The sequence below is a fragment of the Pseudomonas sp. RC10 genome (assembly GCF_038397775.1).
GTDB classification, from domain to species: Bacteria; Pseudomonadota; Gammaproteobacteria; order Pseudomonadales; family Pseudomonadaceae; genus Aquipseudomonas; species Aquipseudomonas bambusae.
In genome coordinates this window covers 259,699-274,247 of sequence record NZ_CP151650.1, presented here as the reverse complement: position 1 = coordinate 274,247, position 14,549 = coordinate 259,699, and the positions used below count along the sequence as shown (strand labels likewise).

At 60.2% G+C, this 14,549-nt stretch carries 16 protein-coding genes; 8 read left to right on the top strand and 8 right to left on the bottom strand.

Annotation, left to right across the window (positions count from 1 at the left end; genetic code table 11):
* Position 1 precedes the first annotated feature (1 nt).
* Positions 2-565 (top strand): cytochrome c oxidase assembly protein, encoded by a 564-nt coding sequence (locus tag AAEO81_RS01265; RefSeq protein WP_341961173.1) that lies wholly within the window; start codon positions 2-4, stop codon positions 563-565.
* A 27-nt stretch (positions 566-592) separates the two neighbouring features.
* Positions 593-1,477 carry a cytochrome c oxidase subunit 3 gene (locus tag AAEO81_RS01260; protein WP_341961172.1) on the top strand — a complete coding sequence of 295 codons (885 nt, stop codon included), beginning with the start codon at positions 593-595 and terminating at the stop codon, positions 1,475-1,477.
* Between the two features lie 132 nt (positions 1,478-1,609).
* On the opposite strand, the gene AAEO81_RS01255 is transcribed toward AAEO81_RS01260, so the two are convergent.
* Positions 1,610-1,813: a twin transmembrane helix small protein gene (locus AAEO81_RS01255; protein ID WP_166593860.1), complete on the bottom strand. Its 204-nt coding sequence runs from the start codon at positions 1,811-1,813 to the stop codon at positions 1,610-1,612.
* A 72-nt stretch (positions 1,814-1,885) separates the two neighbouring features.
* On the opposite strand from AAEO81_RS01255, the gene AAEO81_RS01250 reads away from it, so the two are divergent.
* From AAEO81_RS01250 to AAEO81_RS01235, 4 genes are all read left to right on the top strand, one after another.
* Complete coding sequence (locus AAEO81_RS01250) at positions 1,886-2,650, top strand: SURF1 family protein (protein WP_341961170.1); 765 nt, start codon at positions 1,886-1,888, stop codon at positions 2,648-2,650.
* Positions 2,616-3,209, top strand: a complete 594-nt coding sequence (locus tag AAEO81_RS01245) for a hypothetical protein (RefSeq protein WP_341961169.1) — start codon at positions 2,616-2,618, stop codon at positions 3,207-3,209. The genes AAEO81_RS01250 and AAEO81_RS01245 overlap by 35 nt, the downstream gene beginning before the upstream one ends.
* A gap of 13 nt (positions 3,210-3,222) precedes the next feature.
* Positions 3,223-4,278 (top strand): COX15/CtaA family protein, encoded by a 1,056-nt coding sequence (locus AAEO81_RS01240; protein WP_341964665.1) that lies wholly within the window; start codon positions 3,223-3,225, stop codon positions 4,276-4,278.
* A 146-nt stretch (positions 4,279-4,424) separates the two neighbouring features.
* Complete coding sequence (locus tag AAEO81_RS01235) at positions 4,425-5,057, top strand: SCO family protein (protein WP_341961168.1); 633 nt, start codon at positions 4,425-4,427, stop codon at positions 5,055-5,057.
* 261 nt (positions 5,058-5,318) lie between these two features.
* Here the strand turns inward: AAEO81_RS01235 and AAEO81_RS01230 are convergent, their stop codons facing one another.
* The 3 genes from AAEO81_RS01230 to AAEO81_RS01220 form a co-directional block, all read right to left on the bottom strand.
* Positions 5,319-6,092: a MetQ/NlpA family ABC transporter substrate-binding protein gene (locus tag AAEO81_RS01230; RefSeq protein ID WP_166593864.1), complete on the bottom strand. Its 774-nt coding sequence runs from the start codon at positions 6,090-6,092 to the stop codon at positions 5,319-5,321.
* A gap of 71 nt (positions 6,093-6,163) precedes the next feature.
* Positions 6,164-6,838 carry a methionine ABC transporter permease gene (locus tag AAEO81_RS01225; protein ID WP_166593865.1) on the bottom strand — a complete coding sequence of 225 codons (675 nt, stop codon included), beginning with the start codon at positions 6,836-6,838 and terminating at the stop codon, positions 6,164-6,166.
* The gene (locus tag AAEO81_RS01220) at positions 6,838-7,845 is read right to left on the bottom strand and encodes a methionine ABC transporter ATP-binding protein (RefSeq protein WP_166593866.1); all 1,008 of its coding nucleotides are present in this window, start codon (positions 7,843-7,845) and stop codon (positions 6,838-6,840) included. The genes AAEO81_RS01225 and AAEO81_RS01220 overlap by 1 nt, the downstream gene beginning before the upstream one ends.
* A gap of 393 nt (positions 7,846-8,238) precedes the next feature.
* On the opposite strand from AAEO81_RS01220, the gene katE reads away from it, so the two are divergent.
* Positions 8,239-10,398, top strand: a complete 2,160-nt coding sequence (gene katE, locus AAEO81_RS01215; protein ID WP_341961164.1) for a catalase HPII — start codon at positions 8,239-8,241, stop codon at positions 10,396-10,398.
* Positions 10,399-10,605: 207 nt separating this feature from the next.
* Here the strand turns inward: katE and AAEO81_RS01210 are convergent, their stop codons facing one another.
* The 4 genes from AAEO81_RS01210 to AAEO81_RS01195 form a co-directional block, all read right to left on the bottom strand.
* A complete protein-coding gene (locus AAEO81_RS01210) occupies positions 10,606-11,319 on the bottom strand; it encodes a PA5502 family lipoprotein (protein WP_341961163.1) in 714 nt (237 codons plus the stop codon).
* 157 nt (positions 11,320-11,476) lie between these two features.
* Positions 11,477-12,259, bottom strand: coding sequence for a zinc ABC transporter permease subunit ZnuB (gene znuB / locus AAEO81_RS01205; protein ID WP_341961162.1), 783 nt, complete (start codon positions 12,257-12,259; stop codon positions 11,477-11,479).
* Entirely contained in the window at positions 12,252-13,061 is an 810-nt protein-coding gene (gene znuC / locus AAEO81_RS01200) for a zinc ABC transporter ATP-binding protein ZnuC (RefSeq protein ID WP_341961160.1), read from the bottom strand. The genes znuB and znuC overlap by 8 nt, the downstream gene beginning before the upstream one ends.
* Positions 13,061-13,543, bottom strand: a complete 483-nt coding sequence (locus AAEO81_RS01195) for a Fur family transcriptional regulator (RefSeq protein ID WP_166593871.1) — start codon at positions 13,541-13,543, stop codon at positions 13,061-13,063. Before AAEO81_RS01195 ends, znuC begins: the two co-directional genes overlap by 1 nt.
* Before the next feature lie 66 nt (positions 13,544-13,609).
* Between AAEO81_RS01195 and znuA the strand changes: the two genes are divergently transcribed.
* The gene (gene znuA, locus AAEO81_RS01190) at positions 13,610-14,536 is read left to right on the top strand and encodes a zinc ABC transporter substrate-binding protein ZnuA (protein WP_341961158.1); all 927 of its coding nucleotides are present in this window, start codon (positions 13,610-13,612) and stop codon (positions 14,534-14,536) included.
* The last annotated feature ends 13 nt before the right edge of the window (positions 14,537-14,549 follow it).

Genomic DNA, 14,549 nt, shown 5'->3' with positions numbered 1-14,549 from the left:
CATGACTTCCGCAGAGCGTCCGAACACGCGACTCGTCATTCGCCTGCTGGTGCTGGTGGCGGCAATGTTCGCATTCGGCTTCGCCTTGGTGCCGCTGTACGACGTGATGTGCAAAGCGCTGGGCATCAACGGCAAGACCGGCGATCAGTACACCCAAAGTCAGCAGGTCGATGCCAGTCGTGAGGTGCGCGTGCAGTTTCTGGCCACCAACTCGGCAGAAATGGTCTGGGGCTTCTATCCCAAAGGCGAGGAGCTGAACGTTCATCCCGGCGCGGTCAACGAGATGCTGTTCGTCGCGCAGAACCCGACCAGCAAGGCGATGACTGCCCAGGCGATCCCAAGCATCGCCCCCAGCACCGCCGCCGTGTATTTCCACAAGACCGAATGCTTCTGTTTCACCCAGCAAATGCTGCAACCGGGCGAGCGCATCGAGATGCCCGTGCGTTTCATCATCGACCGCGACCTGCCCAAAGACGTGAAACACCTGACGCTCGCTTACACGCTGTTCGACATCACCGCGCGCATGCCGCCCATCGTCCGCCCTGTCGCGGCCAATGGCGGTTAGGCCCCACGGCCTGAGGAGATCTGGAAGATGGCAACCCATGAGCATTACTACGTCCCGGCGCAGAGCAAGTGGCCAATCATCGCCACCGTCGGCATGTTCGTCACGATGTACGGATTGGGCACTTGGCTGGTGGACCTGAAAGCGGGCCGCGAAACACACGGTGCGTGGATATTCTGTATGGGCGCGCTGATGGTGGCCTACATGATGTTCGGCTGGTTCGGCACTGTCGTGCGCGAAGGTCGGGCCGGGCTGTACAGCAGTCAGATGGACCGCTCGTTCCGCTGGGGCATGAGCTGGTTCATCTTTTCGGAAGTCATGTTCTTTGTGGCGTTCTTCGGCGCGCTATTTTACGTGCGCCACGTCAGCTTGCCTGCCTTGGGTGGCGAGGGCACAAAGGCCATCGCCCACATGCTCTGGCCGGAATTTCAGAACACTTGGCCGTTGCTGCATACGCCCGATCCGAAGCTGTTTCCGCCGCCCAAAGAGGTCATCGACCCTTGGCACCTGCCCTTGATCAACACTGTATTGCTCGTCAGTTCGAGCGTCACCGTGACCATTGCCCACCATGCGCTGAAGAGCGGCCATCGCGCTGCGTTGAAACTGTGGTTGGGGCTGACGATTCTTCTGGGTCTGTCTTTTCTTGCGCTACAGGCCATTGAGTATCACGAGGCCTACACCGAGCTTGGGCTGACCCTGGGTTCAGGCATCTACGGCGCGACGTTCTTCATGCTCACCGGATTCCACGGCGCCCACGTCACCATCGGCACGATCATTCTGTTTGTGATGCTGATGCGGGTCATGCGCGGGCATTTCGATGCCGAGCATCAATTCGGTTTCGAGGCGGCGAGTTGGTATTGGCACTTTGTGGATGTGGTGTGGGTAGGGTTGTTTGTTTTTGTGTATGTGTTGTGAACATCGAATTGCCGGCTGCGAGGCCCCCTCTGTAGGAGTGAGCTTGCTCGCGATTGCAGTGTGTCAGCTGACATCTATGTATCTGATCTACCGCAATCGCGAGCAAGCTCACTCCTACAGGGGCCGTGCGGGCTACCAAGGCGGATGCCACACCAACTGCCCGCTGAAATACCCATAGGCAATCAACGCCAGGGTAATCGCGGCGCAGCCCACGCGGACGGTCAGGGCTTTGAGCAGGCGAGTGGATGACGCGTCGTCCTTGACCAGAAAAAACAGGCCGCTGAACAGACTCACCACAGTGGCCAGAAGCATGAAGACAATCGCGGCTTTGAGCATCGGGTGACTCCGGGGAGCGAACGCTATGCAAAGGAGTATAGGTGTCGCGCAACAGCTGACGCAGGAGGCGTGATGAGACGCTTTCGGCCCGGTATCGCCCCCACGCTGGTGATCCTTGTGCTGCTGCCGGTCCTGATTTCGCTGGGCGGCTGGCAACTGGGGCGTGGGGAAGAGAAGCGCGTCATGCTCGCCCACTACGCCGAACGTCGTGCGGCCCCGCCCATGTCGGCGGAGTTGCTGCCGAACACGCCTGACCCAGCCTATCGCCGGGTCCAGTTGCGCGGCAGCTTTGATGCCGAACACAGCCTGATCCTCGACAACAGCACCCGAGAGGGAAAGGTCGGGGTCGAGCTGATCCAGCCTTTCCATGATCAAGGGGGCGGGCTGTGGCTGATGGTCAATCGGGGCTGGCTGCCGTGGCCGGATCGGCGCACTCCTCCGACATTCGACACACCCACTCAGCCGTTGAACCTCGACGCCTGGGTCTACGTTGCCCCCGGCGCAACGTTTCAGCTGCACCCGGATGCGCAGAGCGATGTGTGGCCGAAGCTGGTGACGGCCATCGATCCAGCGAAGGTCTGGCCCGAGCTGAACCGTGAGGGGTTCGCCCATGAGCTGCGACTTGAGGCCGGTCCTGCCGCGTATCGCACCGACTGGCCCGTTGTCGCCATGGGGCCGGAGAAACACATGGGCTACGCGGTGCAGTGGTTCGCCATGGCCACGGCGCTGACCGGGCTCTACCTGTACCTGAGTTTCAGGCCGCCCAGCCCGACAAAACACAATAAAAAGAAGGAGGCCGCTCATGGGAACGGCGATGAATCCAGCCAGCACGTCTGAAGCTCGTCCTCGGAAAAGTCGGCGGCGCGGGCGCGTGCAGTTGATCCTGGTGTTTCTCGTGGCGATTGGTCCGATGGTGCTCGCAACAGCCATGTACAAGCTCAAGTTCTGGGTGCCCGAGAGTCGCAGCTACCATGGCGAGCTGATCGGCAATGGCGAAAGCCGCACCGAGCTGGGCGTGCAGACGGACGAAAAGCGCTGGCAGCTCCTGGTGACAGCGCCTCGGGAATGCGACGCCGATTGCCAGCAATTGGTGTATCTGGCGCGGCAGGTGCAGATCGGCTTGGGGCGCGATGCGTCTCGCGCCAGCCACGCGCTCACCACGGCACAACCGATCACCAGCGAATACGACGCCAAACTCACTCACGAATACCCTCAATTGCAGCGCTACCCCCTCGACCTCAAGCGCTACCAACGGATGGCCCCGGGCATCGAACTGCCGCAGCTGTGGATCGTCGATCCCCACGGCAATCTAGTGCTGCGATATGGGGCGGAGGTCAACGGCAAGGACCTGCTCAACGACCTGCGCCAACTGCTGAAACTGTCGAACATCGGATAAAGGGGAGGCCATGATGACCAAGCCCGGATTTCGTCTCGCCCTCTGCGCAACGCTTTTGGCGCTCATGGTCGTGCTGCTCGGCGCCTACACCCGTCTGACCCATGCCGGGTTGGGCTGTCCGGATTGGCCCGGCTGTTACGGCTTCATCAGCGTGCCCAAGACCGAAGCGCAATTGGCCCATGCCGAGTTGCACTACCCGGATTCGCCCGTGATCGAACACAAGGGCCGAAACGAGATGGTGCATCGTTATTTCGCCGGTGGGTTGGGGCTGCTGATCATGATTCTCGGCGTACAGGCCTGGCATCGGCGCCACATGGCCGATCAGCCGGTTGCCTTGCCGTTGCTGCTGGTGGGCGTGGTGTTCGCCCAAGCGGCCTTCGGGATGTGGACCGTCACGCTCAAGCTCTGGCCGCAGGTGGTCACGGCGCATTTGCTGGGCGGGCTGACGACCCTGAGCCTGCTGTTTCTGCTGACCTTGCGTTTGAGCGGGCGATTCAAACCGATGCCACAGTTGCACCCACGCGTGCGGCATCTGGCGGCCGTCGGTTTGGCATTGGTGGTGATACAAGTCGCGCTGGGCGGTTGGGTCAGCGCCAACTACGCCGCCATGGCGTGTACAGATCTGCCGACCTGTCAGGGCCAGTGGTGGCCCGACGCGGACTTCGCCAATGGCTTTCATCTGACCCAACACATCGGCCCTAATTACCTGGGGGGAAAACTCGACAGTGAAGCGCGCACGGCGATTCACCTGACCCACCGTGTCGGCGCGGTGCTGGTGAGCCTTTCGTTGCTGTCGTTGGCGTGGCGACTGAATCGCGCAGGGCTCGGTGGGATGGCGAAGCTGTTGGTGATCGCGCTGGGTACGCAGATTACGCTGGGGTTGGGCAATGTGATCTTTCATCTGCCGCTTGAATTGGCTGTGGCGCACAACGCTGGAGCGGCGGGGTTGGTGCTGACGCTGTGCCTGATCAATTACCGCATCCGGCTCCCGTTCGTCGTGGCTTCCAGGCGGGTGTCGAGCTTCTGGCAGCACGCCCATGTGCGCCTTCACCTCGGGCCGCATCGCTGAGATGTGAATCCCAGGGCGCGATTCACTTTCTGCCCAGGCCAAGGGTGTTGTACCGTGGCAGCCCGGCCGCATGCCGTGATCGACACGTTGGAGCTTTTCCCGTGGTGGGTCGCGCTGCTTGACGATCACTTTTCGATGTTGAACTCATGACCCGAACCCAAAAAACCGTCTTCATCCTTGTGGCCATCGTCGCGTTGGTACTGGGCCTGACCGTCAACCGCGTATTGTCCGGCAGCGGCCAGGGCGACCAGACCGCGCTGATCGACGCCGGGGTGATCCTGTTGCCGCAAAGCCGTAACGTACCGGACCTGAAACTGACCGATCAGGACGGCCAGCCGGTGTCGCTGGATTCATTGAAGGACAAGTGGACACTGCTGTTTTTCGGTTACACCTTCTGCCCGGACATTTGCCCCACCACACTCGCCCAACTGCGCCAGATCAAGAGTGATCTGCCAAAAGAAGCGGTGGATAAATTACGCGTGGTGTTTGTCAGCGTTGACCCCAATCGGGACACGCCGCAGCAGTTGAAGACGTATCTGGGGTATTTCGACAAGCAGTTCCTCGGCCTGACCGCGCCGGTGGATACCATTCAGAAACTCGCCAATGCCATGAGCATTCCGTTCATTCCGGCCGATACCAGCAAGCCGAATTACACAGTCGATCACAGCGGCAATCTGGCCATCCTTGGCCCGGACGGCACCCAGCGCGGCTTCATCCGCGCGCCGATCAACAACCAGAAACTGACGGCGCAGTTGCCGAGGTTGGTTGAAAGGAAATAACAAGAAGTTTCGGCGCAAATGATGCGGCGCCCACTGACTGTGGGAGATTCTATGTTGACTGGCAAACCGCATTCGCCACCAAGGCGGCTCCTACAAGGTCATGCATAGGTCATAAAATCTGCGACCGGCGTCATACCTGTGGGAGCCGGCTTGCTGGCGAAAGCTTCAGGTCAGGCACATTGATTGCGATTGACACGCCGCATTCGCCAGCAAGCCGACTCCCACAGTGGATTTGTGTTTCATTATCTAACGCGGGTTTGATCAGAACGCCGGAACCACAGCGCCTTTGTACTTCTCAAGAATGAACGCTTTGGTCTCGGGGCTGTGCAGCGCGGCGACCAGTTTCTGGATCGCTGGCGCGTCCTTGTTATCTTCGCGGGTCACCAGAATGTTGGCGTACGGCGATTCCTGACCTTCGATGATCAGCGCGTCCTTGGTCGGATCTAGCTTGGCGGTCAGTGCGTAGTTGGTGTTGATCAGCGCCAGGTCAACCTGAGTCAGCACACGCGGCAGGGTCGCCGCTTCCAGCTCGCGGAACTTCAGGGCTTTCGGGTTCTGCAGCACATCGCTCGGCTTGGCGGTGATGCTGGTCGGGTCTTTCAGGGTGATCAGACCGGCTTTCACGAGCAGCAGGAACGCACGGCCTTCATTGGTGGCATCGTTCGGCAGTGCCACGGTCGCGCCATCTGGCAGGTCGGCCAGGTTCTTGATCTTGTCCGAGTACGCGCCAAACGGCTCGACGTGGACCTTGGCCACGCTTACCAGGTGCGTGCCCTTGCCCTTGTTGAACTCATCCAGATACGGCTGGTGCTGGAAGAAGTTGGCGTCCATGCGCTTCTGATCGACCTGCACGTTTGGCTGGATGTAGTCGTTGAAGACCTTCACATTCAACGTCACGCCTTCTTTGGCCAGCGCCGGTTTCACGAACTCCAGAATCTCGGCGTGAGGCACGGCGGTGGCCGCGACGGTCAGGGTTTCATCGGCGTGGGCGGACAGTGCAGCCACAGCAGCGAATACGGCCAACAGCTTCTTCATGTGTATCGACTCCTTGAAATGCACGCCGGGCGGCGCGCATGTGCCGGTCCGTGCAGGACCGGCGAATACGGTTAACGGTGTGAAAAGTGCGCAACCAGACGGTCGCCCACGGTTTGCAGGATCTGCACCAGCACCAGCAGCAATACGACCGTCACGAACATCACATCGTTCTGGAAGCGCTGGTAACCGTAGCGAATCGCCAGGTCGCCCAAGCCGCCCGCACCCACTGCACCCGCCATGGCAGTGAACGAGACCAGCGCAATGGCGGTGACCGTGATGGCCGCCAGAATGCCCGGACGTGCTTCCGGGAGCAGCGCCTTGACGATGATCTGCCGCGTCGTGGCACCCATCGCTTGCGTCGCTTCGATGATCCCGCGATCCACCTCGCGCAGCGCAGTTTCTACCAGACGGGCGAAGAACGGCGTCGCACCTGCGATCAGTGGTGGCAGCGTCCCGAGAATCCCCAGCGAAGTGCCAGTGATGATTTCGGTCAACGGCATCATCACGATCAACAGAATGATGAAAGGCAGCGCCCGCAACATGTTCACGATCAGCCCAATGGTGGCGTAGACCGGCTTGTTTTCGAGCAGTTGGCGCGGGGAAGTGAGGAACATCAGCACGCCGAGGGGCAGGCCCAGCAGCACGGTGAAAGCCAGGGAAATGCCGAGCATGATCAGCGTGTCGCCGGTCGCGACCCAGATTTCGTACCAGTCGACGTTGGAAAACAGAGCAGCCAGAGTTTCCATCAGCGCAGGACCTCCATGTGAACGTCAGCCGCGGTGAAGCGGGCGAACGCGGCGTCCATATCGCCGCCAGTGATGGCCAGCGTCAGTTGCCCATAGGGAGTGTCCTTGATGCGGTCGATACGACCCGCCAGGATGCTGTAGTCCACACCCGTCTCCCGGGCGACAGTGCCTAACAGCGGCGCGTAGGTCGCGTCGCCCTGGAACGTCAGACGCACAATGCGGCCTTGAACGTGGGCGAAGTCGGAGTTCTGGTCGTTTTCGTCGACCTGTTCGTCTTCCTGCACGAAACGGCGCGTGGTCGGGTGCTTGGGGTGCAGGAACACGTCGGCCACAGCGCCTTGCTCAACGATCACGCCCGCGTCCATCACCGCCACCTGATCACAGACGCGACGAATCACGTCCATCTCATGGGTGATCAGCACGATCGTCAGTTTCAGCTCGCGGTTAATCTCAGCCAGCAGTTGCAAGACCGAGGCGGTGGTTTGCGGGTCGAGGGCACTGGTGGCCTCGTCGCACAGCAGGATTTTCGGCTTGGTCGCCAACGCACGGGCAATGCCGACGCGCTGTTTCTGACCACCCGACAGCTGCGCCGGGTACTTTTTCGCGTGGTCGGACAGGCCAACTCGCGCCAGCAATTCGGCTACGCGCTGGTCGATCTGCGCCCGGGACATGTCCCCGGCCAGCGTCAGCGGCATGGCGACGTTGTCGGCCACGGTCTTGGACGACAGCAGGTTGAAGTGCTGGAAGATCATCCCGACCTGACGGCGAAAGCCTCGCAAGCCGTCTGCGTCCAGTGCGGTGACATCGACGTCATCGACGCGGATCGTGCCGCCGCTTGGGGCCTCCAGGCGGTTGATCAGGCGCAGCATCGTACTTTTGCCCGCGCCGGAATGGCCGATGAGGCCAAAGACCTGGCCGTTTTCGATTCGCAGGCTGGTGGGATGCAGCGCTGGGATTTCCCTGTCGGCGACCCGATAGGTTTTATGGACGTTTTGAAACTCGATCACGTAGCGAACCTTGTGGGGGCGCGTTGGAAATTCAGCGTGAGAACAGTCTCGAACGCTACTGGGCGATACGCGAAATGGTGCCGTCTATCGCCTCGGCTGGATAAACCGGGCGCGCATTTTAGCCTGTCGGGCCGGGGTTGGGCCGAGAATTCTTAGCATTTATTTGGTGGGTCACCTGCCGAACGGTCATATCGCGCGGATCGGTCAGATGATGCAACGGTAGACCAAAGGTCCGAAAAAACACGGAACGGCCCTTTTTATCATCAGTCACTAAGTAAGCGCCGGGATTTCCCCCTGTCTTTTGTCAGGAAATTTCCTGCTTACCAAGCTCACACCGCCTTTCCCCACGGAAGAACGAGAAAAGAGCTGCCTGAACCGAGGAGTTTTTGACTGATGGCTACGAAAAAAACGACACCTGTAAGCAGCACCCCAAAAAGCGAAATGGCGGGCACCGACACTCTGGATCGGGGCAACACCAACGAAAAGCTCGACAGCCTCGAACAGTTTCGCTCCGATGCCACGGGCCAGGCCCTGCGCACCAATCAGGGGGTGAAGGTCTCCGATAACCAGAACACGCTCAAGGTCGGCAATCGCGGCCCGTCGCTGCTCGAAGACTTCATCATGCGTGAAAAAATCACGCACTTTGACCACGAGCGCATTCCGGAGCGCATCGTCCACGCTCGCGGCACGGCGGCTCATGGCTATTTCCAGAGCTATGAAAACCATTCGAAGCTGAGCAAGGCCGAACTCCTGCGTGATCCGGGGAAAAAGACGCCTGTCTTCGTGCGCTTTTCCACCGTTCAAGGACCACGCGGTTCGGGCGATACCGTGCGTGACGTGCGCGGTTTCGCCGTGAAGTTCTACACCGCCGAAGGTAACTACGATCTGGTCGGCAACAACATGCCGGTATTTTTCATTCAGGACGCGATCAAGTTTCCTGACTTCGTGCACGCCGTAAAACCCGAGCCGCACAACGAGATTCCTACAGGCGGTTCGGCACACGACACCTTCTGGGACTTCGTTTCGCTGGTGCCGGAGTCGGCGCACATGGTGATCTGGGCCATGTCCGACCGTGCGATCCCGAAAAGCCTGCGCACCATGCAGGGTTTCGGCATTCATACCTTCCGCATGATCAATACCGAGGGCAAATCCTCGTTCGTGAAATTCCACTGGAAACCCAAGTACGGCACCTGCTCGCTGTTGTGGGATGAAGCGCAAAAGCTTGCCGGTAAAGACACCGATTTCCACCGTCGCGACCTGTGGGAATCCATCGAATCAGGCGACTATCCCGAGTGGGAATTGGGTGTGCAGATCGTTCCTGAAGAGGATGAACACAAGTTCGACTTCGACCTGCTGGACCCAACCAAGATCATCCCTGAAGAGATGGTGCCTGTAACGCCGTTGGGCAAAATGGTGCTCAACCGCAACCCGGACAATTACTTTGCCGAAACCGAGCAGGTCGCGTTCTGCCCGGGTCATGTGGTGCCGGGCATCGACTTCTCCAACGACCCACTGCTGCAAGGTCGTCTGTTTTCCTACACCGACACGCAAATCAGCCGACTCGGTGGACCGAACTTTCACGAGATCCCGATCAACCGTCCGGTCTCGCCGAATCACAGTGGTCAGCGTGATGCGCAACACCGCATGACCATCGACAAGGGCCGTGCTGCTTACGAGCCGAATTCCATCGATGGCGGCTGGCCTAAAGAAACCCCCGCAGGCCCGGAAGATGGCGGCTTCGAGACCTACCAGGAGCGCGTCGAAGCGCACAAGGTCCGCGAGCGCAGCCCGTCATTTGCCGATCACTTCTCCCAAGCGACGCTGTTTTTCAACAGCATGAGCGAGCACGAGAAAGAGCACATCATCGCGGCGTACAGCTTCGAACTGGGCAAGGTCGAGCGCGAACATATTCGTGCGCGTCAGGTGAACGAGATTCTGGCCAACATCGACATGACCTTGGCGAGCCGTGTAGCGGCCAACCTGGGTCTGCCCGCGCCGAAAGGCCCGACCGTCAAAGCTCAGAAAACGGGCAAACCGACAGTGGATAAATCTCCGCTGCTGAGTCAGACGAATCTGCTGTCGGGCGACATCGCCTCGCGCAAAGTGGCGATCATCGTCGCGGACGGCGTGGACGACAAAGCGGTCGCAGCGATGAAAGCAGCGCTTGAAGCAGAAGCGGCCCATGCGAAGATCCTTGGCCCAACCTCTGCGCCGGTCAAAACGGCGGGCGGCAAAACCCTGGCGGTGGATGCGTCGATCGAAGGGCTGCCTTCGATTGCCTTCGATGCTGTATTCATTCCGGGAGGGGCGGCGTCGATCAAGGCGTTGAGCGGCAGCGGGGTGGCGCTGCATTACGTGTTGGAGGCGTACAAACACCTCAAGGCCATTTCCTACGCAGGGGAAGCGAAAGAGCTGATCGACCTGCTGCGTCTTGAAGCGGATGCGGGGCTGTTGGCGGTTTCGGACAGCAAGTCGTTCAACGCCTTCTTCGATGCGATCAAACAGCATCGGGTCTGGGCACGCGAGCCAAAGGCAAAGGCGATTCCAGCGTGATCGCGCCGTGAAGTGGGGCTGATCTACCCCGAACCTGTGGGAGCCGGCTTGCTGGCGAAGGCGTAATGTCAGTCGACTGATAGGGGTCAGACACACCGCCTTCGCCAGCAAGCCGGCTCCCACAGTGGTTGTGTTAATCCAATAAAAAAGGCGTTGCCTGCGAGGGCAACGCCTTTCTTTTGATCCTCTCGCTTGGTCAAAAAGCGATCAGAGCTTCGCAGGTTTCAAAATGATCTGCGCAGGCTCGGTCTTCTCGATCTCGCGCTGAATCTGCAATTCGAAATCCGGGTTGATCTTCGCCACGCGCTTGGTCAACAGCGTTGCCAGCCATGGGTAATCGTCGGTGCGTGGCACCTGGACCGTCACGTCACAGTTGAACGCAGTCACATCGGCGGCGATGTCGTTAAGTTGGCGACGGAGCTGCTTCGAATCGGTGATTTTCAGCGCAATAGTCGTGCTTTCAACGGTCGGGTCGATGATTTTGGCGCTGCGTTTGGCTTCGGCAGCACGCAGCTCAGCTTCGGCTTTCTCCAGCTCGGCTTTGCGCGCATTGGCGATGGCGCCGTTGACGCCGCTGGTCAGCGCCGGGGCCTTCGGCATCAGCGCACGGGCGCGGCTCAGGGCAGTGGCGGCAGCGTTGACATCGCCTTTCTGCAAGACGATCTGACTGCGGCTCAGATAAGCCTCGGCCAATTGACGTTGATACTGCTCAAGACGCGGATCATCGGCATTCTTGCTTTGCAGAGCGGCGAGCTGATCTTCAGCGGTGGCCAATTCGCTGCTGGCGATGTTCTGTTCCAACTGTTGATAGGCGTCAGGCGCCGCGACGGGCGCGGGCTGCTCGACGGGCTTGCTCTGACAAGCGGCCAACAGAATGGAAAATGCAGCAAGCAGCAGATAACGGGATGCGTACGGCTTCATTCCTGCGATTCTCTATTTGCGCAAAAAACGAGCAAGTCTACACATAAGTGACTTGCACCGAAAATAACAGATCACCATCGGCGGCGCTGAACCGAATCATTGCACATTGCCGCCATTCAATGATTGCGGAGTATGACTCGACTTTCGGAACAAGGTTCTACCGCTTGGGCAAAAGGAAGCTGAGCAGGAACAGCGCAGCGGCGCAAACCACGATCGAGGGGCCTGCGGGCGTATCCTTGAACCACGACAGCGCCAGTCCGCCGCAGACTGCCAGAACACCGATCACGCTGGCACCGAGGGCCATTTGCTCAGGTGAACGGGCGTGACGTTGTGCCGCAGCGGCGGGGATGATCAACAGCGAGGTGATCAGCAACACACCGACGATTTTCATGGCCACAGCGATCACCACGGCAATCAACAACATCAGCGTCATGCGCAGCGCGGCGACAGGCAGGCCTTCGACGGTCGCCAGTTCTTCATGCACAGTAATCGCCAGTAGTGGGCGCCACAGCGCGCAAATCAACACCAGCACGGCCGCGCTGCCACCTAGAATCCAGGCCAGGTCGGTGGGGGTAATCGCCAGCAGATCGCCAAACAGGTAGCCCATCAGGTCGATGCGGACTTCGCGCATGAAACTCAGCACCACAAGCCCAAGAGACAATGTGCTCGGCGCGAGAATCCCCAGCAGGGTGTCAGAGGCCAGGGGCTGACGCTGTTGCAGCGTGACCAGCAGAATCGCGAGCAGCAGGCAGCCCACGGTCACCGCGATGGTCGGGCTGATGTCCAGCAGAAACCCCAGCGCGACGCCGAGAAGGGCGGCGTGGGACAGGGTATCGCCAAAGTAGGCCATGCGCCGCCAGACCACGAACGAACCCAAGGGACCTGCAACCACGGCCAGTGCGAGGCCTGCGAGCAAGGCGTAGAGAAGAAAATCAGCCATGCTTGCAGCTGTCCCCGTGGTCATGGTTGTGAGCGTGTGGTTGGGCGTGATCGTGTGCGGGCTCGGCGGGCTGGCAGACTTCGCCGTGCAGGTCGTGAGCGTGGTCGTGATGATGGTGATAAATCGCCAGGCTCGGGGCGTTCTGGCCGAACAGCTCAACGAACGCCGGATCGTTGCTGACTTGCTCGGGATGGCCGGAGCAGCAGACATGGCGATTGAGGCAGACCACCTGATCGGTCGTGCTCATCACCAGGTGCAGATCGTGGGAGACCATCAGCACGCCGCATTTGTGACGATTACGCAGTTGAGTGATCAGCGCATACAGCTCAGCCTGTCCGGCCACATCCACGCCCTGCACGGGTTCGTCGAGGACCAGTAATTCGGGCTCACGCAGCAGCGCACGGGCCAGCAGGACCCGCTGCATCTCACCGCCGGAAATGCCCTGCAACGGGCTGTCGATGACTTTTTCGGCGCCGACTTCCACCAACGCGGCGAGTGCGGTGCTGCGATCAACCCCCGGCACCAGACGCAGAAAACGCAGAACCGAGAGCGGCAGCGTTGCGTCTACGTGCAATTTTTGCGGCATGTAGCCCACACGCAGCTTTGGCTTGCGCCAGACATCGCCCGCGTCCGGCTTGAGTAACCCGAGAACAGCGCGCACCAGCGTGGTTTTGCCCGCCCCGTTGGGGCCGATCAGGGTCACAATCTCGCCGGAGCTGACGCTCAATTGAATGTTGTCGAGCACATTCTGGCCAGAGCGGGTGACGCTGACGCCTTGCAGACGGATCAGTACGTCGCTCATCAAGCGGCCTTGCAGCCAGCACACACCCCAACGATTTCGACGGTCTGGGTTTCAACATCGAAGCCGACTTCGTTGGCGGCGCTGACGATGGCTGAGCTGATGGCGCCGTGCTGCAATTCGATGGCGGCGTGGCAGGCGCGACAGATCAGGAACTGGCCCTGATGCGCGTGCGTCGGATGGTTGCAGCCAGCGAAAGCGTTGAGCGATGCGATGCGATGCACCAGGCCGTTTTCCAGCAGGAAATCCAGCGCACGGTAAACCGTCGGCGGCGCGGCACGACGGCCGTCTTCTTCGCTCAGGACGGCCAGGATGTCGTACGCGCCCAATGGCTTATGGCTTTGCCAGACCAGTTCCAGCACGCGACGACGCAAAGCGGTCAGGCGCAAGCCTTTGCCAGTGCAGAGCGCATCGGCTTCAGTGAGTGCGCTGTGCACGCAGTGAGAGTGATCGTGGGGGCGACTGGCCAGCGGTGTTTTAGACATGGGCGGCGACGGCTTTTGTGAGAGACGTTATTATGTTACCCGTTCCTGCCCCCATGAGTGGTCATCGTGTCCCGACTTTTTTTACTTTTTGTCGTTTTTATCACCGGTTTTTCCGCCATTACCCCCGCCCAGGCCGACGTTCGAGTGCTAACCAGCATCAAGCCGCTACAGCTGATCGCAGCAGCGGTGCAGGACGGAATCGCCGTGCCGGAAGTGTTGCTGCCACCGGGGGCTTCGCCACATAACTACGCGCTGCGCCCTTCCGACGTACGGCGCGTGCAAGAGGTCGATCTGCTCTATTGGATCGGTCCTGACATGGAAACTTTCCTGCCACGGGTCCTGGCGGGCCGCACCAAAGCCTCTGTGCCGGTTCAGTCGTTGCCAGGCATGCACCTGCGGACGTTCACCGCCAATGCCGAGCATCACGATGATGATGGCGATGACGACGAGCACGATCATGATCACCGCCCTGGCAGCGTCGATGCGCACCTGTGGCTCTCGACCGTCAATGCGCGGGTGATCGCCGCGAAGATGGCGGCCGACTTGAGTCAGATCGATCCCACCCATGCCGCTCGCTATGACAGCAACGTCAAAGCTTTCGACGCGCAGATGGACGCACTGGACGCGAAGATCAAACAGCGCGTGGCGGGCATCTCCGACAAGAAGTATTTCGTGTTTCATGAGGCGTTCGATTATTTCGAAGAGGCTTATGGCTTGAAGCATGCCGGTGTGTTTGCGGTCAGCCACGAAGTCCAGCCCGGCGCCCAGCACGTCGCGGCCATGCGTGCGCGGCTGGCCGAATACGGCAAGACCTGCGTGTTCAGCGAACCGCCTCTGCGCCCGAAATTGGCCGACACGCTGAGCGCCGGATTACCGGTGAAACTGGCGGAGCTGGACGGTTTGGGCGGCTACACACCTGCGACGGCGCAAGGATATGAGCAGTTGTTGAGCAAACTGGCGGATGATCTGGCGGGGTGTCTGGAGAGTTTGTAGCGTCTGCAGCGGC

Excerpts from the sequence above, each read along its gene's own strand:
- AAEO81_RS01265 (WP_341961173.1), top strand. The coding sequence starts at position 2 with ATGACTTCCGCAGAGCGTCCGAACACGCGACTCGTCATTCGCCTGCTG.
- AAEO81_RS01260 (WP_341961172.1), top strand. The coding sequence starts at position 593 with ATGGCAACCCATGAGCATTACTACGTCCCGGCGCAGAGCAAGTGGCCA.
- AAEO81_RS01255 (WP_166593860.1), bottom strand. The coding sequence starts at position 1,813 with ATGCTCAAAGCCGCGATTGTCTTCATGCTTCTGGCCACTGTGGTGAGT.
- AAEO81_RS01250 (WP_341961170.1), top strand. The coding sequence starts at position 1,886 with ATGAGACGCTTTCGGCCCGGTATCGCCCCCACGCTGGTGATCCTTGTG.
- AAEO81_RS01245 (WP_341961169.1), top strand. The coding sequence starts at position 2,616 with ATGGGAACGGCGATGAATCCAGCCAGCACGTCTGAAGCTCGTCCTCGG.
- AAEO81_RS01240 (WP_341964665.1), top strand. The coding sequence starts at position 3,223 with ATGACCAAGCCCGGATTTCGTCTCGCCCTCTGCGCAACGCTTTTGGCG.
- AAEO81_RS01235 (WP_341961168.1), top strand. The coding sequence starts at position 4,425 with ATGACCCGAACCCAAAAAACCGTCTTCATCCTTGTGGCCATCGTCGCG.
- AAEO81_RS01230 (WP_166593864.1), bottom strand. The coding sequence starts at position 6,092 with ATGAAGAAGCTGTTGGCCGTATTCGCTGCTGTGGCTGCACTGTCCGCC.
- AAEO81_RS01225 (WP_166593865.1), bottom strand. The coding sequence starts at position 6,838 with ATGGAAACTCTGGCTGCTCTGTTTTCCAACGTCGACTGGTACGAAATC.
- katE (WP_341961164.1), top strand. The coding sequence starts at position 8,239 with ATGGCTACGAAAAAAACGACACCTGTAAGCAGCACCCCAAAAAGCGAA.
- AAEO81_RS01210 (WP_341961163.1), bottom strand. The coding sequence starts at position 11,319 with ATGAAGCCGTACGCATCCCGTTATCTGCTGCTTGCTGCATTTTCCATT.
- znuB (WP_341961162.1), bottom strand. The coding sequence starts at position 12,259 with ATGGCTGATTTTCTTCTCTACGCCTTGCTCGCAGGCCTCGCACTGGCC.
- znuC (WP_341961160.1), bottom strand. The coding sequence starts at position 13,061 with ATGAGCGACGTACTGATCCGTCTGCAAGGCGTCAGCGTCACCCGCTCT.
- AAEO81_RS01195 (WP_166593871.1), bottom strand. The coding sequence starts at position 13,543 with ATGTCTAAAACACCGCTGGCCAGTCGCCCCCACGATCACTCTCACTGC.